Source organism: Streptomyces sp. BYX5S, from assembly GCF_054724165.1.
Genome location: NZ_CM138829.1, coordinates 7259766 through 7282356 on the forward strand (window position 1 = coordinate 7259766; position 22591 = coordinate 7282356).

At 72.5% G+C, this 22591-nt stretch carries 20 protein-coding genes; 12 read left to right on the top strand and 8 right to left on the bottom strand.

The annotated features are described in order from the left end of the window. Window positions 1-104: 104 nt before the first annotated feature. A complete protein-coding gene (locus ACYBSK_RS32645) occupies window positions 105-1655 on the top strand; it encodes a DHA2 family efflux MFS transporter permease subunit (RefSeq protein ID WP_460244261.1) in 1551 nt (516 codons plus the stop codon). 11 nt (window positions 1656-1666) lie between these two features. Further along, entirely contained in the window at window positions 1667-2278 is a 612-nt protein-coding gene (locus ACYBSK_RS32650) for a TetR/AcrR family transcriptional regulator (RefSeq protein WP_457480863.1), read from the top strand. Window positions 2279-2464: 186 nt separating this feature from the next. Here ACYBSK_RS32650 and ACYBSK_RS32655 read toward each other — a convergent pair whose 3' ends face one another. Continuing rightward, window positions 2465-4495 (bottom strand): thioredoxin domain-containing protein, encoded by a 2031-nt coding sequence (locus ACYBSK_RS32655; RefSeq protein WP_460244262.1) that lies wholly within the window; start codon window positions 4493-4495, stop codon window positions 2465-2467. 119 nt (window positions 4496-4614) lie between these two features. Between ACYBSK_RS32655 and ACYBSK_RS32660 the strand changes: the two genes are divergently transcribed. Then, window positions 4615-7827 carry a tetratricopeptide repeat protein gene (locus tag ACYBSK_RS32660; protein WP_460244263.1) on the top strand — a complete coding sequence of 1071 codons (3213 nt, stop codon included), beginning with the start codon at window positions 4615-4617 and terminating at the stop codon, window positions 7825-7827. A 73-nt stretch (window positions 7828-7900) separates the two neighbouring features. Here the strand turns inward: ACYBSK_RS32660 and ACYBSK_RS32665 are convergent, their stop codons facing one another. Further along, entirely contained in the window at window positions 7901-8143 is a 243-nt protein-coding gene (locus ACYBSK_RS32665) for a hypothetical protein (protein ID WP_457480866.1), read from the bottom strand. Further along, window positions 8136-9017, bottom strand: coding sequence for a mycothiol conjugate amidase Mca (gene mca, locus ACYBSK_RS32670; RefSeq protein ID WP_457480867.1), 882 nt, complete (start codon window positions 9015-9017; stop codon window positions 8136-8138). The genes ACYBSK_RS32665 and mca overlap by 8 nt, the downstream gene beginning before the upstream one ends. Window positions 9018-9150: 133 nt before the next feature. Here mca and ACYBSK_RS32675 point away from each other — a divergent pair, with 133 nt between their 5' ends. Beyond that, on the top strand, window positions 9151-9555 hold the full coding sequence (locus ACYBSK_RS32675) for a DUF4307 domain-containing protein (RefSeq protein WP_457480868.1): 405 nt from the start codon (window positions 9151-9153) through the stop codon (window positions 9553-9555). Window positions 9556-9734: 179 nt separating this feature from the next. Next, complete coding sequence (gene greA, locus ACYBSK_RS32680) at window positions 9735-10232, top strand: transcription elongation factor GreA (protein WP_457480869.1); 498 nt, start codon at window positions 9735-9737, stop codon at window positions 10230-10232. 61 nt (window positions 10233-10293) lie between these two features. Here the strand turns inward: greA and ACYBSK_RS32685 are convergent, their stop codons facing one another. The 3 genes from ACYBSK_RS32685 to ilvA all read right to left on the bottom strand — a co-directional run bounded on the left by ACYBSK_RS32685 (window position 10294) and on the right by ilvA (window position 13463). Beyond that, entirely contained in the window at window positions 10294-11100 is an 807-nt protein-coding gene (locus tag ACYBSK_RS32685) for an ABC transporter permease (protein ID WP_457480870.1), read from the bottom strand. Then, complete coding sequence (locus ACYBSK_RS32690; protein WP_457480871.1) at window positions 11097-12086, bottom strand: ATP-binding cassette domain-containing protein; 990 nt, start codon at window positions 12084-12086, stop codon at window positions 11097-11099. Before ACYBSK_RS32690 ends, ACYBSK_RS32685 begins: the two co-directional genes overlap by 4 nt. 144 nt (window positions 12087-12230) lie before the next feature. After that, window positions 12231-13463 carry a threonine ammonia-lyase gene (ilvA, locus tag ACYBSK_RS32695; protein WP_457480872.1) on the bottom strand — a complete coding sequence of 411 codons (1233 nt, stop codon included), beginning with the start codon at window positions 13461-13463 and terminating at the stop codon, window positions 12231-12233. A 175-nt stretch (window positions 13464-13638) separates the two neighbouring features. Here ilvA and ACYBSK_RS32700 point away from each other — a divergent pair, with 175 nt between their 5' ends. The 3 genes from ACYBSK_RS32700 to ACYBSK_RS32710 all read left to right on the top strand — a co-directional run bounded on the left by ACYBSK_RS32700 (window position 13639) and on the right by ACYBSK_RS32710 (window position 14930). After that, window positions 13639-14124 (top strand): MarR family winged helix-turn-helix transcriptional regulator, encoded by a 486-nt coding sequence (locus ACYBSK_RS32700; protein WP_306318011.1) that lies wholly within the window; start codon window positions 13639-13641, stop codon window positions 14122-14124. 75 nt (window positions 14125-14199) lie between these two features. Beyond that, window positions 14200-14679: a sigma factor-like helix-turn-helix DNA-binding protein gene (locus ACYBSK_RS32705; protein ID WP_457480873.1), complete on the top strand. Its 480-nt coding sequence runs from the start codon at window positions 14200-14202 to the stop codon at window positions 14677-14679. After that, window positions 14676-14930 (top strand): hypothetical protein, encoded by a 255-nt coding sequence (locus tag ACYBSK_RS32710; protein ID WP_457480874.1) that lies wholly within the window; start codon window positions 14676-14678, stop codon window positions 14928-14930. The genes ACYBSK_RS32705 and ACYBSK_RS32710 overlap by 4 nt, the downstream gene beginning before the upstream one ends. An 18-nt stretch (window positions 14931-14948) precedes the next feature. Here the strand turns inward: ACYBSK_RS32710 and ACYBSK_RS32715 are convergent, their stop codons facing one another. Next, window positions 14949-16121: a cystathionine gamma-synthase gene (locus ACYBSK_RS32715; RefSeq protein WP_460244264.1), complete on the bottom strand. Its 1173-nt coding sequence runs from the start codon at window positions 16119-16121 to the stop codon at window positions 14949-14951. Between the two features lie 123 nt (window positions 16122-16244). Between ACYBSK_RS32715 and ACYBSK_RS32720 the strand changes: the two genes are divergently transcribed. From ACYBSK_RS32720 to ACYBSK_RS32735, 4 genes are all read left to right on the top strand, one after another. After that, on the top strand, window positions 16245-17342 hold the full coding sequence (locus ACYBSK_RS32720; RefSeq protein WP_460244265.1) for a hypothetical protein: 1098 nt from the start codon (window positions 16245-16247) through the stop codon (window positions 17340-17342). Window positions 17343-17507: 165 nt separating this feature from the next. Then, complete coding sequence (locus tag ACYBSK_RS32725) at window positions 17508-18389, top strand: alpha/beta fold hydrolase (RefSeq protein WP_460244266.1); 882 nt, start codon at window positions 17508-17510, stop codon at window positions 18387-18389. 17 nt (window positions 18390-18406) lie between these two features. Continuing rightward, entirely contained in the window at window positions 18407-19228 is an 822-nt protein-coding gene (locus ACYBSK_RS32730; RefSeq protein WP_460244267.1) for a helix-turn-helix domain-containing protein, read from the top strand. A 132-nt stretch (window positions 19229-19360) separates the two neighbouring features. Next, complete coding sequence (locus ACYBSK_RS32735; protein ID WP_460244268.1) at window positions 19361-22219, top strand: family 43 glycosylhydrolase; 2859 nt, start codon at window positions 19361-19363, stop codon at window positions 22217-22219. Here the strand turns inward: ACYBSK_RS32735 and ACYBSK_RS32740 are convergent. Continuing rightward, window positions 22176-22547, bottom strand: a complete 372-nt coding sequence (locus ACYBSK_RS32740; protein WP_457480880.1) for a DUF1330 domain-containing protein — start codon at window positions 22545-22547, stop codon at window positions 22176-22178. The genes ACYBSK_RS32735 and ACYBSK_RS32740 overlap by 44 nt on opposite strands. Window positions 22548-22591: the final 44 nt, after the last annotated feature.

Below are 22591 nucleotides of genomic sequence, written 5' to 3' on the forward strand. Positions count from 1 at the left end.
CTCCCCTCCTCTCCCCTCAGGGCCGCGGCTTCGAGCCGCGGCCCTTTTTCGTGCGCGGCCACACTCATTGACAGTGACCGTGAATTGAGAGTTACTCTCATTTCATGGTTACTGTCACTGACGGGGCGGGTCCGCGCCCCGACCCCCGGCGCTGGTGGGCCCTCGGGGCCCTGGTCGCGAGCATGCTCGTGCTCGGTTTCGACACGACGATCCTCAACGTGGCGCTGCCGACGATCGCCGAGGACCTCGGCGCCACCACGGGCCATCAGCAGTGGATGGCGGACGCGTACATCGTGGTGTTCGCCGCGCTGATGCTCCCCGCGGGACTGCTCGGCGACCGGTTCGGGCGGCGCCGGATGCTCATCGGCGGGCTCGGGGTCTTCCTCGCCGCGTCCGTCGTGGGCGCCCTCGCCGGCGACGTGGGCTGGGTGATCGCGGCTCGCGCCCTGATGGGCGTCGGCGGCGCCTTCGTGATGCCGCTCGCCATGTCGGTCATCCCCTCGCTGTTCGCGCGCGACGAGCAGACGAAGGCCATCGGCGCGATCTCGGCGGCCTCCGCGCTCGGCCTGCCGCTCGGCCCGATCATCGGCGGCTGGCTGCTCGACCACTTCTGGTGGGGTTCGGTGTTCGTACTGAACGTGCCGATGGTCGCGATCGGCATCACCGCCTGCGTGTTCCTGCTCCCCGAGAGCCGGGACCCGGCCGCGCCGAAGGTCGACGTGCCCTCCACCGCGCTCACCGTGCTCGGCCTCGGCGCCCTCATCTACGCGATCATCGAGGGCCCCGGCAAGGGCTGGTCGAGCGCGGTCGTGCTCGGCGGTTTCCTCGCCGCCGTCGTCCTGATCGGCGCGCTGGTGCTGCGCGAGCGGCGCAGCGCCCGGCCCATGCTGGACCTCTCCCTCCTTGCGCACCGGGGCTTCCTCACCAACACCCTCGCGGCGACGCTCGGCATGTTCATCCTCACCGGCGTGCTGTTCCTGCTGCCGCAGTACCTCCAGGCGGTGCTCGGCATCGACGCGCTGGGCACCGGCGTGCGCATGGTGCCGCTGATGGGCGGGATGCTCGTCGCCGCGAAACTGGCGCAGCCCCTGGTCTCCCGGTTCGGGGCGCGGGCGGTGATCTGCGTGGCCCTGGTGGTCCTCGCCTTCGCCGCGTTCCTCGGGGCGCGCACCACCGTCGGCTCCGGGTACGGCTTCACGGCGCTGTGGCTGTCGATCGCCGGGATCGGCATCGCCTTCGCCATGATCCCCGCGATGGGCGGCGCCATGGGCGCGCTCGCCAAGGACCGGGCCGGCCGCGGCTCGGGCCTGCTGTCCACGGTGCGGCAGACCGGCTCGGCGCTCGGCGTGGCCCTGCTCGGCGCGGTCGTCTCCGGCGCGTACACGGCGCGGCTCACCACCGCGGGGCTGCCCGACGCTGCGGCGGACGCGGCGCGCGACTCGGTGGTCGGCGCGCACGTGGTCGCCGGACGGCTCGGCGACCCGGCGCTCGCCGCCGCGGCCGACGGCGCCTTCGTCCACGGCATGGATCTGGCGCTGGTCGTGATCGGCTTCGTCGCCCTGGCCGCCGCGCTGCTGACGGCGGTACTGCTGCCCGGACAGGCCGCCGACCCGGCGGCCGCACCGGAGGTGGCCCCGGTCAGCGCCGATGCCTGACAATGAGCGCCATGGCCGCGTCAGCACAGCAGCCCGCGGAGCCCAGGGTCGGGCTCCGCGAGCGCAAGAAGATCAAGACCAGGACGGCGATCCGCGAGGCGACGTACCGCCTGATCACGGAGCAGGGGTACGACGCGACGACGGTCGAGCAGATCGCCGAGGCCGCCGAGGTGTCGCCGTCGACGGTGTTCCGCTACTTCCCGACCAAGGAGGACATCGTCCTCACGGACGAGTTCGACCCGATCCTGGAGCGGGAGCTCCTCAAGCGGCCGGAGGACGAGTCGATCGTCGAGTCCGTGCGGCACGTCGTCCAGCGCAGCCTGGAACTCGCCTTCGCCGACGAGGATCCCGAGGTCACCAGGTTGCGCCTGCGGCTCCAGGTGGAGACGCCCGCGGTGCGCTCCCGGATGATGGAGTCCATGTCGACCACCGGCCGGCTGCTGTGCCGGGTCATCGCCCGCCGCACCGGCCGGGACGCCACCGACCTCGAAGTCCGCGTCTACGCCATGGCGTTGGTCGGCGCCCTGATGCAGGCCACGATGTACTGGGCCGAGCACGACCACCAGGACGACCTGCGCGAGCTCGTACTGCGCGCCCTCGACACGGTGCAGCACGGGCTCTGAGAGCCCGTGAACGAACCCCCGTCGTCCGCCCGGAGGGCGGGCGCTGCGGCGTCCGGTGCGTGCGATCGCAAGGCGCCGGAGCGTCCTAGTAGCGGAGCTACTCGGGCGGTTCGGCAACGCCGCGAGCGTGCGTGCCGGGCGTCGCAGCGCAGACGGGGGTTCGTTCACGGGCTCTGAGCGGCGGCGCTACCCCTGCGGCCCGGCGAGCGCCCGCTGGAGCGCGTCGACGTCGGTCACCGGCGCGTCGCACACGAAGTGGCGGCAGACGTAGGCGGTTTCCCGCCCGTCGACCAGCGGGCGGTCGGCGAGGAGCGGGAGTTCGTCCCCGCCCTCCGGGCCCGCCGCGACGACCGCGCCCGGCGCGGTACCGGTGAGCGCCGCGTGGTGCAGCCGCCCGCCGACCTCGCCCACCACGGCGACCTCGCGCGGCCCGTCGAGCAGCGCCTCGGCGACGGCCAGACCGTTGCCGATGAAGCGCGGCGCCCGCGGGCCCAGCGCCTTGACCACGCCGAGGGCGCGCTCGGCGGCCGTGCGGTGCGGCTCGGAGCCGGTGTGCGCGGCGTACGACAGCAGGGCGCCCGCCGCGGCGGTCCAGCCGGACGGCGTGGCGTTGTCGGTCGGGTCCTGAGGGCGGCGGATGAGCTGCTCGGCGTCGACGGCGGTGTCGTACAGCGCGCCGGACTCCGGGTCGGTGAAGCGGTCGAGGACGTGGTCGAGCAGGAACCCGGCGAACTCCAGCCACACGCCCTCGCCCGTGACGGACGCGAGCGCGAGGAAGCCCTCGGCGACGTCCGCGTAGTCCTCCAGCACCCCGGCGTTGGCCCCGGCCCGGTTGTCCTTGCTGGTGCGGGTGATCCGCGCGAGCGGGTCCATGTGCAGGCGGACGAGGAGGTCGGCCGCGCAGACCGCGGCGTCCACCAGGTCCTGGCGCCCGAAGTACGCGCCGGTCTCGGCGAGCGCGGCGATCGCCAGCCCGTTCCAGGCGGCGACGACCTTGTCGTCCCGGCCGGGGGCGGGCCGCTCGGCGCGGGCGTCGGCGAGCCGCTCACGGATCCGCTCGATCTGCGCGGCGTCGAACACACCGTCTTCCTGCGGGAGTTGGAGCACCGAGGCGCCCTCCTCGAAGGTGCCCTCCTGCGTGACGCCGAAGTACCGGGCGGCCACCTCGCCGTCCGCCTCCCCCAGCACCTGGGTCAGCTGGGCGGGCGTCCACACGTAGTACGCGCCCTCGACGTGCTTGCCGCTCGCCGGGTCCTCGCTGTCGGCGTCGAGCGCGGAGGCGAACCCGCCCTCGTTCGTGCGCAGTTCACGCACCATGAAGTCGGCGGTCTCCAGGGCGACCCGCTTCGCCTGCTCGCTGCCCGTGGAGCGCCACAGGTGCGCGTAGGCGCGGCACAGCAGCGCGTTGTCGTAGAGCATCTTCTCGAAGTGCGGGACCTTGAACTCGCGGTCCACCGAGTAGCGGGCGAAGCCGCCGCCGAGCTGGTCGTAGATCCCGCCGCGCGCCATCCGCTCGCAGGTGTCGACGGCCATCTGGAGCGCGCCCTCGGCGCCGGTGCGCGCGTGGTGGCGCAGCAGGAACTCGATCACCATGGACGGCGGGAACTTCGGGGCGCCGCCGAAGCCGCCGTACGTCGCGTCGTACTCCCGGGTGAGACCGAGCAGCGCCTGCCCCAGCTCGTTCTCCCCGGGCACCTCCGTGTTCCCGTACGACAGTTCACGGGCGGCCAGGTCAGCGGTGATCTTCCCGGCGACCTCGGTGACCTCGCCGCGCCGCTCGGTCCACGCGTCCCGCACGCCGTGCAGCAGCTGCGTGAACGACGGCATGCCGTGGCGCGGCTCGGGCGGGAAGTACGTCCCGAAGTAGAACGGCTCGGCCTCCGGCGTGAGGAACACGGTCATCGGCCACCCACCCTGCCCGGTCGCGGCCTGCACCGCCTCCATGTAGACGGCGTCGACGTCGGGGCGTTCCTCGCGGTCGACCTTGATGTTGACGAAGTGCTCGTTCATGACGGCGGCGGTGGCCTCGTCCTCGAAGGACTCGTGGGCCATCACGTGACACCAGTGACAGCTGGAGTACCCGACGCTGAGCAGCACCGGCACCCCGCGCCGCTGCGCCTCCGCGAAGGCCTCGGCCGACCAGGGCCACCAGTCCACCGGGTTGTCGGCGTGCTGGAGGAGGTAGGGGGACGTCTCTTGGGCCAGTCGGTTCGGCATGTCCCCCATCCTCGCGCATGAGCCGTCCGCGTCGCGTCTCTGATCGCCGGGGGCCTCGCGCCGACACCCCATACGCAGCACACTTGACCCGTACTGTCGCTACCGGAGGGGGACCGAACATGCGGGACAGCCATCGGGCGGAAGCCGAGCGGCTGTTGGCACGAGCCGTGGAGGAAGAGGTGCGGCGCTCCGGCGGGCGTGCCGACGGCACGGTGCTGCTGTCGCGGGCGCGGGGAGCGCTCGACGCGATGGGACAGACGGCAGCCGAGGAGTACGCCGCGTTCACCCGGGCCCTCGACGAGGCCGACGCGGGACAGATGACGTTCGGAGAGCGGTTCGCCAAGGAACGCGGCGGCACTCCCCTGATGGTGGCGGGGGTCGGCGCGGTCACCGCCTCGCTGGCCGACCTGATCCTCGGGACGGGGGCGGGCGTGGCCCTGGGCGCGGGGGCCGCGGTCGCGGTGCTCGGCGCCACGATGACGGTGGTCAAGGTGACCGCCTCGCACCTGCCCGCCGCGAGCCGCAGCGCCGGGGCGCGGAACCAGCCGGGCGGCCCCGAGCAGTTGCGGTTGCAGTGGCTGACGGCGCTGGAGGTGCGGGGCATCCGCCCATTCATCGACCAGCAGCGGGTGCTCGCCGCGAGCACCGGCACGTCGAAGAAGACGGTGGGCCCGCAGCTGCGGCGGACCGACAAGAGCGCGGCGGCGCGGCGGCGCAGCGTCCTTGAGCAGTCGTTCGGTCAACTGCCGGAGCCCGAGGGGCCGTTCGCCGGGCGTCGCGCCGCGATGTCGCAGATCGCGCAGTGGGTGCACGCGGCGCGCGCCAGCACCGAGACCCGGCCGACCGTGGTGGTGCTGCACGGGGAACCGGGCTCCGGGCGCACGACGCTCGCGGTGCGGGCGGCGCACGAGCTGCGCGACCAGTTCCGCGGGGCGTGCGTGGTGGACCTGCGGGGCGACCGCCCGGACACGCCGCCGCTGCCGACGCGGGACGCGCTGCTGCACCTCCTGAACCGGCTCGGCGCGCCGCGCGAGCAGCTGCTGTTCCGTGAGCGGTCCTCGCAGGAGCAGCAGGTCAAGCGGCTCAGCGAGCTGTACCACCAGCATCTGACGGGGCTGCCCGTGACGATCGTCCTCGACGACGCGGCGAGCGCCGAGCAGGTGCGCACGCTGGTGCCCGAGCGCTCCGACAGCCTCGTCGTCGTCACCTCCCGCGAACCGCTCGAACTCGGTGACGACACGCCCGCCTGGGTCCACCACCTGCCGGTCCGGGCGCTGGACGCGGCGGGCGCGGAGGAGCTGCTGCGGGAGGCTGCCGAGGACCCGGCCGGGCCGTACGACGCCGAATCCTCCGACGAGGTACGGGAGTTGTGCGGTGGTCTGCCGCTGGCGCTGCGGATCGCGGGCTCGGCGATCGGGCCCCGTACGACGCGTCAGCTGGCCGCCGACCTCGCCGCGTACGGGCCGGTGGACCCGGTCGAGCGGGTGCTGTGGCTGCGCTACTCCGACCAGTCCGAGCAGGGCAGGCGGCTGTTGCGGCGGCTCGCGCTGGCCGGCCGCGCCTCGCTCGGCGCGGCGGCGGCCGCGGCGCTGCTCGCCACGGACACCACGGAGGCGAAGCGGCACCTGACGACGCTCGCCGGGGCCGGGCTCGTCGACCACGTGCGCGGCAACCGCTACCGGCTGCACGACGTCGTCCGCGTCTTCGCGCAGGCCCGCCTCGCCGACGAGGAGGAGCCCGCCGAGCGCACGGCCGCGCAGGAGCGCCTGATCCAGAACTACGCGGACCTGGCCGACTCGGTGATCCGCCTGGTCGACGGCAACATGTCGACGCGCGCGGGCCAGACCGGGCCGCACGGCTTCACGTCGCTGGACGCGGCGCTGCGCTGGCTGGACGACGAGTCGAGCTTCATCACGGCGGCGCTGCGGCACGCGGAGGGCGTCAACCAGGACGCGGTGCTCGGCCTGCTCGGCGCGCTGTGCGACTACTGCCTGCTGCGCGGCGATCTCTACCGCCTCGGCGAGATCCAGGAGCTGACGCACTCCATCGACCAGGGTCTGCTCATGCGCTCGGTCCAGTGGCGCACGGGTATCGCGGCCCGTCAGCTCGGTGAGCTCGACAAGGCACGGACGACGCTGGCCTCGGTCGTCGACCTGTACCGCGAGGCGCACCACCGGGCGGGCGAGGCCCGCGCGCTGTGCTCCCTCGGCATCACGCTGCACCACCAGGGCCAGCTCACGGAGGCGGCGCGGCGGTTGCGGGAGGCGCTGGACCTCCAGACGACGCCGGAGACGAAGGGCGACCGCGGCTGGACGCTGCACGCCCTCGCGGCGGTCGAGCGGGACCGCGCCCACCCGCGCGAGTCCCTGGCCCTGCTCACCGACGCGTTCGCCCTGCACCGGGAGAACGAGTCGCTGCACGGCGAGGCCTGGGCGCACTTCCAGCTCGGGCAGCTGTGCCTGCGGATGGGCGACGTGGCGCGCGCCGAGGAGGAGCTGCGGGCCGCGCTCGACCTGTACGGGCGCACCCGTGACGGCCGCGGCCAGGCCTGGGCGCTGACCCAGCTGGCCCGTGCCCGGCTCATCGACGGCGAGGCGTCCGCGGCGGTCGACGGGCTGCGTCAGGCGGCGTCGCGGCACCGCGAGAACGAGGACGCGCGCGGCGAGGCGTGGTCGTACTACTACCTGGGCCAGGCCCTGGAGGAGTCCGGGCGCCTCGATCAGGCGGTGCGGGAGCTGGAGCGTTCGCGCACGATGTTCTCCCGGATGCGCGACGTGTACGGGCTGGCCTGCGCCCGGCACCATTCGGCGCGCGTGACCCGGGACGAGCGGGCGGCGCAGACGGGTTCGCTGCGCAACTCCGGGTTCGCGCGGCAGCTGCTGGTCGACGCGCGCGCCGACTTCCAGCGCATCGGCGTGCCGCACGGCGAGGCGTGGACGTGTCTGGAGCTGGCGGTGGTCGACGCGGGCAACGCGCGGCTCGGGCAGGCGATGGAGCTGTGCGAGGAGGCGGCGCGGCTGTTCGCCGGGTACGGGGACCGCAGGGGCGAGGACTGGGCGACGTTCCTGCGCTGCACGCTCCTGCCGTACGCCTCGCCGGGCGGTTCGGAGGTGGGCACGGCGGTGGCCCAGGAGGAGCTGTCCCAGCTGGCCGGGGCCTCGCATCCGGCCCGCGACGACAAGCTGGAGAACTACGTGGAGGCGTTCCAGCTGCTGCTGGAGCGGGGGGTGGACCTGGACGCCGGGTGGCAGGCGTGGCGTCTGGGCATGGTGCCGAACCGGCACGCCCGGGACGTGATGGGGATCACCGAGGGCGCGCGCCGCTCGACCTGAACATGACACGTCGGGGTCGCGCGGCGCACCGCGTGACGGCCCCGCGTCCGCTCGGGCGCGGGGCCGACGTCGTTCAGGCGGCGGACTTGCCGGAGTCCTCGCCGCTCGCCGCACCGGCGGGCTCGTCGGACTTCTCCTTGAAGTCGACCTTGCCCATGTGCTTGTTCATCGACTTCATCAGGCCCCAGACCGCGACGGCCATCACGGCGAAGACGATGAAGCCGAGCACACCCGGAGTCACCTTGTTCTCGTCGACCTCCTTGGCGGCAAGGGGGACGAGATGGGTCAATGCCAGATTCGCGTTCACATCAGGCATTGTGTCGGATGCCCGCGAAGAGGTCGTCCTCGGGGATGGAAGTCTCGACGAGCGACTTCGCGAGCTCGTACTCCTCGGTCGGCCAGACCTCCTGCTGGATGTCCATCGGCACGCGGAACCAGCCGCCGTCGGGGTCGATCTGCGTGGCGTGCGCGATCAGCGCCTTGTCCCGGATCCCGAAGAAGTCGGCGCACGGGACGTGCGTGGTCAGCGTGCGCTCGGTCCGCGCCATGTCGTCCCAGCGCTTGAGCCAGTCCCCGTACGGCGACTCCATGCCGCGCTCCAGGAGCGCGTTGTGCAGCGCCTCGGTGCGCGGCCGGTTGAAGCCCTGGTTGTAGTAGAGCTTCTTCGGCTGGTAGACGGGCCCGAACTCGTCCTCGGGGTACTTCTCGGCGTCGGCCGCTCCGTCGAAGGCCACCATCGTGATCTTGTGGGTCATGATGTGGTCGGGGTGCGGGTAGCCGCCGTTCTCGTCGTACGTCGTGATGACCTGCGGACGGAACCGGCGGATCTGCTTGACCAGGGCGCCGGCCGCGTGGTCGACGTCCTCCAGGGCGAAGCAGCCCTCCGGCAGCGGCGGCAGCGGGTCGCCCTCGGGCAGCCCCGAGTCGACGAAGCCCAGCCAGTCCTGCTTGACGCCGAGGATCTCGCGCGCCTCGTCCATCTCCTTGCGGCGGACCTCCCGGATGTTCTCCTCGACGTACTTGTCCCCCTGGAGCTTGGGGTTGAGGATGGAGCCGCGCTCGCCGCCCGTGCAGGTCACGACGTGCACGTCCACCCCCTCGGACACGTACTTGGCCATGGTGGCCGCGCCCTTCGACGACTCGTCGTCGGGGTGGGCGTGAACGGCCATCAGTCGCAGCTGCTCAGTCAAGACAAGTTCCTCGGTGAGAAATGGGGCGCCCGGGTTCCAGGGATGCAGTGGGCGGCTTCTATAGTGACGGAACCGGGGGGCGGAAAATTCCGGTGCCCGTCCACGTATCGGGCCACGCGAGAGGAACTGGCGGATGAGCACCGCGCAGCAGCTGCCCGAGGGCCGGTACGGAACCTCGCGCTCCGCCGATGCCCGCGCCGACCGCAAGCTGAAGATCACGGGAACCGTGCTCGGCGTCCTCTTCGCGGCGCTCCTCGTCTGGTTCGGCTGGTACTACGTGGTCGGCGGCAGCAAGTTCAGCGGCGAGCTCATCGCGTTCGACACGAACAAGAGCGACGTCAAGGTCCACATGGAGATCCACAAGGACCCCGACACCAGCGGCTACTGCACGATCCGCTCGCAGAGCGAGGACGGCGCCGAGGTGGGCCGCGCGGACTTCCGCTTCGACCAGAAGACCGACCGGATCGACGAGGTCGTCACGCTGCGCACCACCGGCAAGCCCACGTCGGCGGAGCTCATCGGCTGCCACGCCGACTGATTGTCGATACGCGGCAGGGCCGTCGCGCGGGGCTGACCTGCGCCGACGCAACACTGATGCCTTTTGTCCTCCCCCTTTGACGCCTGAATTGTTAGGCTCGTGGTTTCGCCCACTCAGTAGGGAACATCCTTCTGGGTAGGGCGATGCTTTGTATTCCCAGTACCTACGAGGAGCGACCTGTGACCCAGACCAGCGAAGACGTCACCTGGCTGACGCAGGAGGCGTACACCAAGCTCAGGGACGAGCTGGCGTACCTGTCTGGTCCCGCGCGCGAGGAAGTCACGCAGAAGATCGCTGCTGCGCGCGAGGAAGGGGACCTGCGCGAGAACGGCGGGTACCACGCGGCCAAGGAGGAGCAGGGCAAGCAGGAGCTCCGCATCCGCCAGCTGACCCAGCTCCTGGAGAAGGCCAAGGTCGGCGAGGCCCCGGCGGCGACCGGCGTGGTCGCGCCCGGCATGGTCGTCACGATCGCGTTCGACGGCGACGAGGACGACACCCTGGAGTTCCTGCTCGCCTCCCGCGAGTACGCGAGCAGCGACTTCGAGACCTACTCGCCGCAGTCGCCGCTCGGCACGGGCGTCAACGGCCACAAGGTCGGCGAGGACGTCGAGTACGAGCTGCCGAACGGCAAGAAGGCCGCGGTCCGCATCCTCAAGGCGGAGCCGTACAACGGCTGACGCGCACCACACATGAGCCGGGCCCCGCAGCGCGCATGCTGCGGGGCCCGGCTCATGTGCGTCAGGCCGCCTTGCGGTACTTGCGGACCGCGAGGGTGCGGAAGACCAGGATGATCAGGACGGACCAGATCAGCGAGGCCCAGACCGGGTGCTCCATCGGCCAGGCACCGGTCACCGACTTGGGCACGCCCTCGATCGTGTTGCCGAACAGCTCGCGGGCCGCCGCCACCGTGGCACTGAACGGGTTCCACTCCGCGATGTACTGGAGGGCCTTCGGCATGCCGTTGACCGGCACGAACGCGTTCGAGATGAACGTCAGCGGAAACAGCCAGATCAGCCCGCCCGAGGTCGCCGCCTCCGGGGTGCGCACCGACAGGCCGATCAGCGCGCCGATCCACGTGAACGCGTAGCCCAGCAGCAGGAGCAGCCCGAAGCCGGCCAGGACCTTGCCGAGGTTCTCGTGCGTGCGCCAGCCGACGAGCAGCGCCACCACCGCGAGCACGGCCAGCGTCACCGCCGTCTGCACCAGGTCGGCGAGGGTGCGGCCGGTGAGCACGGCGCCGCGCGCCATGGGCAGTGAGCGGAACCGGTCGATGAGGCCCTTGTGCATGTCGTCCGCGATGCCCGCGCCCGCGCCCGCCGTGGCGAAGGTGACCGTCTGGGCGAAGATGCCCGCCATCAGGAATTCCTTGTAGGCGTCGGCACTGACCCCGGCGCCCGGGATGGCGATCGAGCCGCCGAAGACGTACGTGAACAGGACCACGAACATCACCGGCTGGATGATCCCGAACAGGATCATCTCGGGGATCCGGGTCATCCGGATCAGGTTCCGCTTGCCGACGACCAGGGAGTCGCTCCAGGCGCTCATTTCCTCGCCCCCTTCGAGTCCTCGACCGGCTCGTCGGCGTCGGCCTGCTCCGCCATGTGACCGGTCAGCGAGATGAACACGTCGTCCAGGGTCGGGCGGCGCAGGCCGATGTCGTCGATCTCGATGCCGCGCGCGTCCAGGTCGCGGATGACCTCCGCGAGGAGCTTCGCGCCGCCGGTGACCGGGACGGTCAGCTTGCGGGTGTGCTCGGCGACGGTGGTCTCGCCCTTGCCGTAGCCGCTCAGGATCTCCCGGGCGGCCGCGATGTGCTCCCGCTCGTGCACGACGACCTCGACGCGCTCGCCGCCGGTCTGCGCCTTGAGCTGGTCGGCGGTGCCGCGGGCGATGACGCGGCCGTGGTCCACGACGCAGATGTCGTGCGCCAGATGGTCGGCCTCTTCGAGGTACTGGGTGGTGAGCAGCAGCGTCGTACCACCGGCGACCAGCTCCTGGATCACGTCCCACAGTTGCTGCCGGTTGTACGGGTCGAGGCCGGTCGTCGGCTCGTCCATGAACATCACCGGCGGGGACACGACGAGCGCGGCGGCGAGGTCGAGCCTGCGGCGCATGCCGCCGGAGTACGTCTTCGAGGGGCGGTCGGCGGCGTCCGCGAGGTGGAAGCGCTCCAGGAGCTCGCCGGCCCGCTGCTTGGCGGCCTTCTTGGACAGCTGGTAGAGCTGCCCGACCATCTGCAGGTTCTCCCGCCCCGTCAGGTATTCGTCGACCGCGGCGAACTGGCCGGACAGGCCGATGGACCGCCGGACTTCGTTCGGGCGCTTCAGTACGTCGATGCCCGCGACGACGGCCCTGCCGCTGTCCGGTGTGAGCAGCGTCGTCAAGCAGCGCACGGCGGTCGTCTTGCCCGCCCCGTTCGGCCCGAGGAGGCCGAGGACCGTGCCCTCCGGGACGTCGAGATCGACGCCGTCCAGAGCTTTTACGTCGCCGAAGGTCTTCACGAGACCTTCGGCGTAGATGGCGCCTGGCATGCGGTTCCCCCAGTGTGTGGGTACTGCGTCTGACTACCTCTGACTGCCTATGTGAGGAAAGTGTAAATTTGCCGGTTTCCCCGCGCCCGGCAAGGAGTGAGGCGCGCCACACACTAACGCGATGTATCGCGTACCGCCACGGAATTAGTCGATGACGGTGTAGCCCGCCGCCCGCAGTGCCGCCTCCACCTCGGCGCGGTGCGCGGGACCCTTCGTCTCCAGGTGCAGCTCCACCTCCGCCTCCGTGAGCCCGAGCCGCGGATCGGTGCGGACGTGGCTCACGTCGGTGACGTTGGCGTCGGCCACCGACAGCACCTGGAGGAGCGTGGCGAGGGCGCCGGGGCGGTCGGTCAGGCGCAGCCGCAGCGAGAGGTAGCGGCCCGCGGCGGCCAGGCCGTGGGTGAGCACGCGCTGCATCAGGAGCGGGTCGACGTTGCCGCCGGAGAGCAGGGCGACGACCGGGCCCTCGAAGGCGTCGGGTTCGCTCAGGAGCGCCGCCACCGGGCTCGCCCCGGCCGGTTCGACGACCAGCTTGGCGCGCTCCAGGCAGAGCAGCAGGGCGCTGGAGAGCGCGTCCTCCGAGACGGTGCGGACCTCGTCGACGAGGTGCGAGACCAGTTCGAACGGCACGTCGCCGGGCCGCCCCACCTTGATGCCGTCGGCCATCGTCGCGGGCGCCTCGATCGCGACCGGACGCCCGGCGGCCAGCGAGGGCGGGTACGCGGCCGCGCCCGCCGCCTGCACGCCGATCACCCGCACGTCGGGCCGCAGCGCCTTCACCGCGACCGCGATGCCGGCCGCGAGTCCGCCGCCGCCGACGCCGACCAGGATCGTGCGCACCTCCGGGCACTGCTCCAGGATCTCCAGGCCGAGCGTGCCCTGGCCCGCGACGATGTCCGGGTGGTCGAAGGGGTGGATGAAGACGGCGCCGGTCTCCTCCGCGTAGCGCTGCGCCGCGGCGAGCGTCTCGTCGACGACCTGGCCGTGCAGCCGCACCTCGGCCCCGTACTCGCGGGTCGCGGCGACCTTCGGCAGGGGCGCGCCGACCGGCATGAACACCGTGGAGCGCACGCCGAGGAGCGAGGAGGCGAGGGCCACGCCCTGCGCGTGATTGCCCGCGCTGGCGGCCACCACCCCGGCGGCCCGCTCCTCGGGCAGCAGGCCCGCGATCCGTACGTACGCGCCGCGCAGCTTGAAGGAGCCGGTGCGCTGGAGGTTCTCGCACTTGAGGTGGACGGGCGTCCCGACCAGCTGGGACAGGTGGTGGCTGTGCGCCATCGACGTCACGCGCGCCACCCCGGAGAGCATCTTCTGGGCGCCGCGGACGTCGTCGAGGGTCACCGCGGCCGGCAAGGAGTGAGACGCGTTGTTGCTCATGACGGAAGTCTCGCAGCTCACGGCGGGCGCCTCCCGGGATGCTCACGCACCGAGACCGGATTGCGCACGGCCGGTACGGCCAGCGCTTTCGCCGCGTACCCTGTGGGCCATTCCAGTGCAATCCACCACCCACGCATGAAGTGAGCCCCCGGCCATGCCCACACCACAGGAAACGATGGACATGACGACCGCTGGTGACCCCGGCCTCCTCGAAACGCTCCAGCACGAGGTGGCGGTCTTCGCCCGTCGCGCCGAACAGACCCGGCTCGGCGGGGTCGGGCAGGTGCGCAATTCGATGGACCGAGCCGCCTATCTGCTGCTCAACCGCCTCGACAAGGAAGGCCCGATGGGCGTCAAGGCGCTCGCGTCGAGCATGGGGATCGACTCCTCGACGGTGACCCGGCAGGTCGCCCCGCTCGTCGACACGGGTCTCGTCAAGCGGACCTCGCACCCCGAGGACGGGCGTGCGGTGGTGTTGCAGCTGTCGCCGCGCGGCGCCGCCCGGCTCGACGAGGTACGCACATCCAGGCGAGAGCTGATGGCTCAGTTGACGCAGGAGTGGGAGCCGGAGGAGCGCGAACAGTTCTGCGCGCTCCTCGCGCGCTTCAATTCAGCCCTCTCCGCGCGCCACGGCCAGCCGACGCCGCCCGCCGACAGCTGAGCGGGCCCGGCCCCGTACGGCACGAGCGGCTCCCGACCTCTTGACCAGGGAGCCGCGGTCGGCCTCATATGAAGGGTGCGAGAACGGCAGGCGTCGCGGGACGCCCGCCGGGCCCGTGAGTTCGAGGCGTTCGTCGCGGGCGCGGCCGGGCGGCTGCTGCGTGCCGCGACACTCCTGACCGGTGAGCCACCGGACACCAACCCGCGCGCGCGGAAGCTGCTCACGGCCGCCCTCGGCCGAACGTACGCCTCCTGGGACCGGCTCCGGGGCGAGGATCCCTACGACTGCGCGCGCAAGGAGCTGGCCGTCCGGTTCGCGCGCGGCGCGTGGCGCCACCACCGCGCGCGGGGCGGGGCGCTGGGCGGGCTCACCCCGCAGGAGCGGCTGATCCTCGTGCTGCGGCTCTTCGAAGGGGTCGGCGAGGAGCAGACGGCCTCACTGCTCGGGCTGCCCGTGGAGCGGGTGCGTGCCGTGCACGCGCGGGCCCTGGCGCTCGTGCTGCACCCGCCGCGCGGCCCCGCGCCCGCCGAGCTGCGGGGAGCGGCCCCCGCATGAGCCTCCAGGAGCGCAACGAGGCGGCCGCACGCGCCGTGCTGGACGCGGAACCCGCGCCCGTCGTCCCCGCCGAGCTGTGCGCGGACGCGATGCGCAGGGGCGGCCGGGCCCTGCGGCGCCGGCGGGCGGCGAGCCGGCTGCTGTGGTGCGCGCTGGTCGTCGCCGTGGTCGTGTTCGTGGTGTGGGCGACGGCGCAGCGGCCGTGGGTGGAGCCGCCGTCGAAGACGACTCCACCGCTGACGGGGTGGTGAACCGCCCCGGGGCGGGCGCTACGCGTCGAGCGCCTGCTGGAGGTCGGCGAGCAGGTCGTCGACGGACTCGATGCCCACGGAGAGGCGTACGAGGTCGGCGGGGACCTCCAGGGCGGAGCCCGCGGCGGAGGCGTGCGTCATCCGGCCCGGGTGCTCCAGGAGGGACTCGACGCCGCCGAGGGACTCGCCCAGCGTGAAGAGCCTCGCCCGGTTGCAGACCTCGACGGCCGCCTCCTCGCCGCCCTCGACCTGGAACGACACCATGCCGCCGAACGCCTTCATCTGCTTCGCCGCGATCTCGTGCCCGGGGTGCTCGGGCAGGCCCGGGTAGAGCACCTTCGTGACCCGCGGGTGGCGGGTGAGCATGTCGGCGACGCGGGTGGCGTTCTCGCTGTGCCGGTCCATGCGCACGGGCAGCGTCTTGATGCCGCGCAGCACCAGCCAGGAGTCGAACGGCCCGGCGACCGCGCCCATCGCGTTCTGGTGGAACGCGAGGTCCTCGGCGAGCGCGTCGTCGCCCACGACGAGGGCGCCGCCGACGACGTCGGAGTGGCCGCCCATGTACTTCGTCATCGAGTGCACGACGACGTCGGCGCCGAGCGCCAGCGGCTGCTGGAGGTAGGGGCTCGCGAAGGTGTTGTCGACGACCAGCTTGGCGCCCGCCTCGCGGGCGACCTGCGCGACGGCGGCGATGTCGGTGATGCCGAGGAGCGGGTTGGACGGCGTCTCGACCCACACGGCCTTGGTCAGCGGGGTGATCGCGGCGCGCAGCGCGTCGACGTCGCTGGTGTCGGCCACCGACCACTCGACGCCCCACCGCGAGACGACCTTCGCGAACAGCCGGAACGTGCCGCCGTACGCGTCGTTCGGGATGACCACGTGGTCACCGGGGCTGAGCAGCGTACGCAGCAGGCAGTCCTCGGCGGCGAGACCGGAGGCGAAGGCGAGGCCGCGGCGGCCGCCCTCCAGCGCCGCGAGGTTCTCCTCCAGGGCGGTACGGGTGGGGTTGGCGCTGCGGCTGTACTCGTAGCCGCCGCGCAGGCCGCCCACGCCGTCCTGCTTGTACGTGGAGACCTGGTAGATCGGTGGGACGACGGCGCCGGTCACGGGGTCGGCCGTGTTGCCGGCGTGGATGGCGGTGGTCTCGAAGCCGCGCGGGGCGTCGCCGCTGTGGCTGTGCGTGTCGCTCATGGGGGCCGAGCGTAGGCGCTCGGCGGCGCTCAGGTGACGCGCAGCGCGCTTTTGTCGCCACGTCGGGTCCGGCGCCAGGTCGTCGGGAACCCCGGCCCGGACCGGCACGTTAGCGTTGTTGATATGGGAATTCTCTGGGGGCTGATGGCCGCGGTCATGATCGGGCTCGTGGTGACGCAGTTGATGCGCCGCCGCGGCGGGATTCGGCAGGTCGCGCCGGGCTCCCCGGACGCCGCGGACCCGGCCGACTACGGGTTCATGCTCCAGGAGGACCTGGACGTCCGGCTCCCGGGGCCGGACCAGGACCTGCTCGACGTGATGGCGGTCGTGCAGCGGGGCCAGGACTACACGGCGGCGGCCCAGCTCCTGGCCGGGACCGGCAAGGAGACCGAGACCCGCTGGGAGCGCGTGCAGGCGATCGCCGGGGCGGCCGCCCTGGAGGCGCAGGCGACGCCGCGGCTCGGCGCCGGGTGGCTGCACGCGTGGCGGGCGCAGCAGCCGAAGGACGCGGGCGGGGCGCAGGTCTTCGCCGAGTTCCTGGTGCAGCAGGCGTGGCGCGGCGGCGGCACCCCCGAGGAGCAGCGGATCGTCCTGGAGGAGGCGCGCGACGCCTGTGACCAGGCGGCGCTGCTCGCCCCCGGCGACCCCGTCCCCCACATCACGCACCTCGCCGTCGCGCGCGGACTCGGCTACTCCCGGAGCGAGTTCGAGCAACTGTGGCTGAAGATCCTCGACACCGCGCCGGGGCACTTCGGCGCGCATCTGGCCGGACTTCGCTACTGGACGGAGAAGTGGCACGGCTCCCGCGAGGAGGCCTTCTCGTTCGCCGAGGCGGCCGCCGCGCGCGCCCCGCGCGGCTCACTGCTCGCGGCGCTGCCGCTGTTCGCGCTGTACGAGCACGTGCCGGACGTGAACCTGGTGCGCGGCTTCTACGAGAGCGAGGTCGTCACGAAGGCGCTGCACGGCGCCCTGTTCGCGGTGACCGCGGCGCGTCCCGACGACCCGATGCTCGCGCACGTCCGGCACCTGCTGGTGTTCTTCCTGGTGCGCGGCGAGCGGTGGTCGGAGGCGATGCACCAGCTGGTGCACGTCGACGGGCACGTGGGGGCGATCCCGTGGACCGCCGAGCCCGATCCGGCGGCGTCGTACGCCGTGTACCGGGCGCTGGCCGTCGCCGGGTACGAGGCGAATGGCGGGAGCCCGGCGACGCTTCGGCATTGACCGGGTGCCGTTCCTGCGCCTCGGGGCTCCGCCCCGGACCCCGCGCCTCAATCGCCGGCGGGGCTCAATAGTGCTCACCCATCGCCGACAGGGCTTGATGGTCGGCGGGGCTGGATCTGTCCGCGTGGGAACATCCGTCCAATACCGGCGGCGCCCTCCGGCGCGATGCTCGTCCCCCAGGCGGTACGGCAGCGGGAGGCGGGCAGCGGCATGGCAGAGGTCTACGCGGCAGACGTTCACGTGGAGGTGGCGGGGCCCTCGCAGGCGCCCGCCGTGCTGCTGATCCACGGCAGCGCGGGTTCCCTCGAACACTGGGACCCCGTGGTCCCCGCGCTCGCGGAGGCCTTCCGGGTGATCCGGGTCGATCTGCCGGGGTGCGGGCGCTCCCCCGCGCCGCGGACCGGCGGCTGCGGGGTGCCGGAGCAGGCGCGCCGGGTCGAGGCCGTCCTCGACGGGCTCGGGGTGGGCCGGGTGACCGTCGTCGGGCACTCGTCGGGGTGCATGGTCGCGACGGCGCTGGCCGAGCGGCGGCCGGGGACGGTGGCGGCCGTGGCGCTCATCGCCATGGGCCCCGACCTGCACGCGCAGACAGCCGAACTCCCGCTCGTACGCCTGCTGTTGGCTCCGCTCGTCGGGCCGCTGCTGTGGCGGCTGCGGACACCGGACGCGCTGCGCAGGGCGGCGAGCGCGGCGGCCGAGCGGCCGGTCGGGATCCCCGACTCCTACGTCGAGGCGACGCTGGCCATGACGCACCGCGCCTTCGTCGGGACGATGCGCGGCAACCGGGAGTACCTGGGGCAGCGCCCCCTCCCGGACCGCCACGCCCCGCTGGGGCTGCCGCTGCTCGTCCTCTTCGGCGCCGACGACCCACGCTGGCGCCCCGCGTCGGCCCAGGCGTACCGCGCCGTGCCGGGAGCCCGGATCGAACTGTTGCCGGGGGTGGGGCACCTGGTCATGCTGGAAGCGCCGGAGGAGACCGGGGCGCTGCTGCGGGAGTTCATCGCGGCGGCCGCCGCGCAGGCACCGACCGAACCCGGCCACCGGTGACGTGAGAAGGGGATCGTATGCCTCGGCCCTCGTGGGACATCGCCGTACCGGCCGGGCCCGGTCGGCTCGCGGGGCTGCGCATGGCCGGGTTCAGCGACCGGGCGACGGAGCTGCGCAACCTGCAACTGATTCCGCACCCGTCGGTCACCCTCGTGTTCAACCTCGGGGGCACGCCCCTGTCCGTCGAGGACGGCGCCGGCCGGCGCGACTGCGAGCGGACGGTCGTCGGGCTCGCGCCCGACACCGTGCGGGCCATGGGCGAGCGCGGCTTCGCCTGCCTCCAGGTGCGCCTGTCCCCGATGCTCGCGCACGCGGTGCTCGGGGCGCCCGGCGGCCCGTACGGCAAGGCGGTCGACCTCGACGCGCTGTGGGGGCGGCCCGCCGCCGAGCGCTTGCAGGAGCGGCTGCGCGCGGCGCGGTCCTGGCCCGAGCGGTTCGCGATCGCCGAGCGGGCGCTGGCGCTCAGGGCGCAGGACGGCCCCTTCGCCGACCCCGAAGTGGCGTACGCCTGGAGGCTGTTGGAGTCCCGCCACGGTCGCGTCCGGGTCGACCGGCTCGCGGCCGAGACCGGCTGGAGCCGCAAGCGCCTGTGGTCCCGGTTCCGCGACCAGGTGGGGCTGACCCCGCAGCACGCCGCCCGACTCGTCCGCTTCGACCGCGCCGCTCACCGCCTCGCCGCGGGCGCACCGCCGTCCCGTGTCGCCGCGGAGAGCGGGTACGCCGACCAGTCCCATCTGCACCGCGACGTCCGGGCGTTCACCGGGGCGACGCCCTCGGCGGTGGCGGGGACGCCGTTCCTGGCGGTGGACGACGTGGCGTGGGCGGACGACGGCCGCTGACGCGGGCGCGGGCGCGGCAACCGACCCGGCCCTCACTCCATCCGTCCGGCATGCCGAACGGCCTTCGATTTCTCGTACCGATCTGCGTCGGAATTCTTGACCCACCTGCCACAGAACTCTTCACTGACACACATGCCGCCCACCAGAAACCACCAATACCCCCTGTCCGCAGCCACCTTGACGCGACGTCATCTGCTGGCCGCCGGTTCCCTCGCCCTCGCGGCGGTCGCGCTGCCCGCCCCCGCCGCGCACGCGCGGTCCCGGGACGGGGAGTACGAGGGCTACCTCTTCGTCTACTTCACCGGCGAGGGCACCGCGAACGGCGAGCAGATCCACATGGCGCTCAGCCGCGGCGACGACCCGGTGCGGTTCCGGGAGCTGAACGGCGCCGCCGCCGTGCTCACCTCCGACATCGGTGACAAGGGCGTGCGCGATCCGTTCGTCATCCGCTCCCCCGAAGGCGACCGCTTCTTCCTCATCGCCACCGACCTGAAGATCAACGGCGGTCCGGGCTGGGACCACGTACAGCGGCACGGCAGCCGGTCGATCATCGTGTGGGAGTCGACCGACCTCGTGACCTGGGACGGCCCCCGGTCCGTACAAGTGTCACCGGAGACCGCGGGCAACACCTGGGCCCCGGAGGCGTACTGGAGCGAGGAGCTCGGCGAGTACGTCGTGTTCTGGGCGTCGAAGCTGTACGCCGAGAACGACCCGGAGCACACCGCGGACACGTACAACCGGATGCTGTACACCACGACGAAGGACTTCCGGACCTTCAGCGAGGCCAGGGTGTGGAACGACCCCGGCTACTCCGTCATCGACTCCACGGTCATCGGGGACGGCGGGACGTACTACCGGTTCACGAAGGACGAGCGGTCGGCGTCCCAGTCGCCGTACGGCAAGTTCATCCTGGAGGAGAAGGCGGCCGACCTGCTCGACACGGACTGGGACACGGTCGCCGAGGGCATCGGCATGGGCTCGATGGCGCAGGGCGAGGGGCCGCTGGTCTTCCCGTCCAACAGCGGGTCCCGGTGGTACCTGTTCATCGACGACTACACGGGCAGCGGCTACATCCCGTTCGTCTCCGACGACCTCGCGGCCGGGAAGTGGACCGAGGTCGAGCGGCGCCGACTGCCCGCCGCGCCGCGGCACGGGACCGTACTGCCGGTCACCGCGGCCGAGTTCGGGCGGATCCAGGAGAAGTGGGGCGTCGCGCCGGTGCTCGCCGACGAACACGGGCTCGTCGCGCACTGGCCGCTGACCACCGACGCCCAGGACACCTCCGGTCACGGCCACCACGGCACCGCCTCCGGTGACGCCGCCTGGTCCGACGGAGCGCTGGTGCTCGGCGGCGCCGGCGGGCACGTGAAGCTGCCCGACGACCTCCTCGCCGGGCTCGACGCGGGCACCGTCACCGCCGACGTGTGGGTCGACGAGGACCAGGCGACGCCGTACTTCCTGTACGGGTTCGGGAACACGGCCGCCTCGACCGGCCACGGCAACGGCTACCTGTTCGCGACCGGCGGCGGCACCGACTCGGGGTTCCGTGCCGGGCTCTCCGACGGCGACTGGAAGCGCGAGGAGGAGGCGAACGCGGGCACCGGCCTGCCGCGCGGGCGCTGGGCCAACGTCACGTTCACCGTCGACGGCGCCACCTCGCGCCTCTACCTGGACGGCGTGGAAGTGGCGACGAACACCACCGCGGACCTCACTCCCGGCGACATCGGCGGCGGCCGCACCACCGCCAACTTCCTCGGCCGCTCCCCGTACACCGCCGACCACACCCTCAAGGGCCGGCTGCGCGACGTACGGCTCTACAACCGTGCCCTGTCCGCCGACGACATCGCCGCGCTGCCGTCCAACGCGACCCGGATCCGCGCGGTCGAGCTCGACGCGCTGAAGGTGCCCGCGGTCGTCGAGGGCGAGGGCGGGACGGTGGTCCTGCCCGTCGAGCCGGGTACGCAACTGCGCTCTCTGAAGCCGGAGTTCACGCTCGCGCCGGGCGCCCGGATCAGCCCGGCGAGCGGCAGGCGCGTCGACCTGCGCTCCCCCGTCACGTACACGGTCACCTCGGCCCGGGGCGAGAAGCGGGCCTGGAAGGTGTCGGCCGTCGAGATGCGCACGCCGGTGCTGCCGAAGTTCCACGCCGACCCCAACATCGCGGCGTTCGGCGGGACGTACTACCTGTACTGCACCACCGACGGGTTCGCCGGGTGGGGCGGGACGACGTTCGGCGTCTGGTCGTCGAAGAACCTGGTCGACTGGACCGACCACGGCGTGATCCTCGACCTCGGCAAAGACGTGGGCTGGGCCGAGACCCGGGCCTGGGCGCCGACGATCGCCGAGAAGGACGGCCGGTACTTCTTCTACTACTGCGCCGAGGCGAAGATCGGCGTCGCGACGGCCGACTCCCCCACGGGCCCGTTCAAGGACAGCGGCAAGGCGCTGATCACCGCCAACCCCGACGGCGCGGGCCAGGCCATCGACCCGGCCGCGTTCACCGACGACGACGGGCAGACGTACCTGTACTGGGGCAACGGGTCGGCGTGGGTGGTGCCACTGAACGCCGACATGGTGTCCTTCGACTCCGCGAAGGTGCGGCAGATCAAGGGGCTCGCGGACTTCCGGGAGGGCCTGTTCGTCGTCAAGCGCAAGGGCGTCTACCACCTCACGTACTCCATCGACGACACCCGCAGCGAGAACTACCGCGTCGGGTACGCCACCTCCGACTCCCCGTACGGGCCGTTCACGAACCGCGGTGTCGTCCTGGAGAAGGACCCCGCGCAGGGCATCCTCGGCACCGGCCACAACTCGCTGCTCCAGGTGCCGGGGACCGACGACTGGTACATCGCCTACCACCGCTTCGCGCTCCCGGACGGGGACGGCACCCACCGCGAGACCACCCTCGACCGGGTCTCGTTCGGTGCGGACGGGCTGCTGCGGCCCGTCACTCCGACGCTGACGGGGGTGCGGCCGCGGCGGATTCCCTGAGCAGCGCCGCCGTGCGCGCCGCGTCGTACTGCTCCGGGACGCCCTCCAGGACCACCAGGCTGCCCGGCAGGTGCTCGGTGCGCAGCGGGAGGATCTCCTGGTAGGCGGGGGACGCGTACCAGGCGTGGACCGCCTCCAGGTCGGGGAACTCGACCATCACGATGTCGCCGAGCCGCTCGCCCTCCACCCACTCCCCCGGCTTGCCGTGCACCAGGAAGCGGCCGCCGTAGGGAGCGAAGGTGGACTGGACGCGCTCGATGTACGTGAGGACGTCGGGGTGCGGTGCGCCGGGTGCGGTGCCGAGTACGGCGATGGCGTAGGCGGTCATGGAAGAGCCCTCCCTCGGGTCCGGCAGGATCTGCTGGGTACGGA

Excerpts from the sequence above, each read along its gene's own strand:
- ACYBSK_RS32645 (WP_460244261.1), top strand. The coding sequence starts at position 105 with ATGGTTACTGTCACTGACGGGGCGGGTCCGCGCCCCGACCCCCGGCGC.
- ACYBSK_RS32650 (WP_457480863.1), top strand. The coding sequence starts at position 1,667 with ATGGCCGCGTCAGCACAGCAGCCCGCGGAGCCCAGGGTCGGGCTCCGC.
- ACYBSK_RS32655 (WP_460244262.1), bottom strand. The coding sequence starts at position 4,495 with ATGCCGAACCGACTGGCCCAAGAGACGTCCCCCTACCTCCTCCAGCAC.
- ACYBSK_RS32660 (WP_460244263.1), top strand. The coding sequence starts at position 4,615 with ATGCGGGACAGCCATCGGGCGGAAGCCGAGCGGCTGTTGGCACGAGCC.
- ACYBSK_RS32665 (WP_457480866.1), bottom strand. The coding sequence starts at position 8,143 with ATGCCTGATGTGAACGCGAATCTGGCATTGACCCATCTCGTCCCCCTT.
- ACYBSK_RS32675 (WP_457480868.1), top strand. The coding sequence starts at position 9,151 with ATGAGCACCGCGCAGCAGCTGCCCGAGGGCCGGTACGGAACCTCGCGC.
- ACYBSK_RS32685 (WP_457480870.1), bottom strand. The coding sequence starts at position 11,100 with ATGAGCGCCTGGAGCGACTCCCTGGTCGTCGGCAAGCGGAACCTGATC.
- ACYBSK_RS32690 (WP_457480871.1), bottom strand. The coding sequence starts at position 12,086 with ATGCCAGGCGCCATCTACGCCGAAGGTCTCGTGAAGACCTTCGGCGAC.
- ilvA (WP_457480872.1), bottom strand. The coding sequence starts at position 13,463 with ATGAGCAACAACGCGTCTCACTCCTTGCCGGCCGCGGTGACCCTCGAC.
- ACYBSK_RS32700 (WP_306318011.1), top strand. The coding sequence starts at position 13,639 with ATGGACATGACGACCGCTGGTGACCCCGGCCTCCTCGAAACGCTCCAG.
- ACYBSK_RS32710 (WP_457480874.1), top strand. The coding sequence starts at position 14,676 with ATGAGCCTCCAGGAGCGCAACGAGGCGGCCGCACGCGCCGTGCTGGAC.
- ACYBSK_RS32715 (WP_460244264.1), bottom strand. The coding sequence starts at position 16,121 with ATGAGCGACACGCACAGCCACAGCGGCGACGCCCCGCGCGGCTTCGAG.
- ACYBSK_RS32720 (WP_460244265.1), top strand. The coding sequence starts at position 16,245 with ATGGGAATTCTCTGGGGGCTGATGGCCGCGGTCATGATCGGGCTCGTG.
- ACYBSK_RS32725 (WP_460244266.1), top strand. The coding sequence starts at position 17,508 with ATGCTCGTCCCCCAGGCGGTACGGCAGCGGGAGGCGGGCAGCGGCATG.
- ACYBSK_RS32730 (WP_460244267.1), top strand. The coding sequence starts at position 18,407 with ATGCCTCGGCCCTCGTGGGACATCGCCGTACCGGCCGGGCCCGGTCGG.
- ACYBSK_RS32735 (WP_460244268.1), top strand. The coding sequence starts at position 19,361 with ATGCCGCCCACCAGAAACCACCAATACCCCCTGTCCGCAGCCACCTTG.
- ACYBSK_RS32740 (WP_457480880.1), bottom strand. The coding sequence starts at position 22,547 with ATGACCGCCTACGCCATCGCCGTACTCGGCACCGCACCCGGCGCACCG.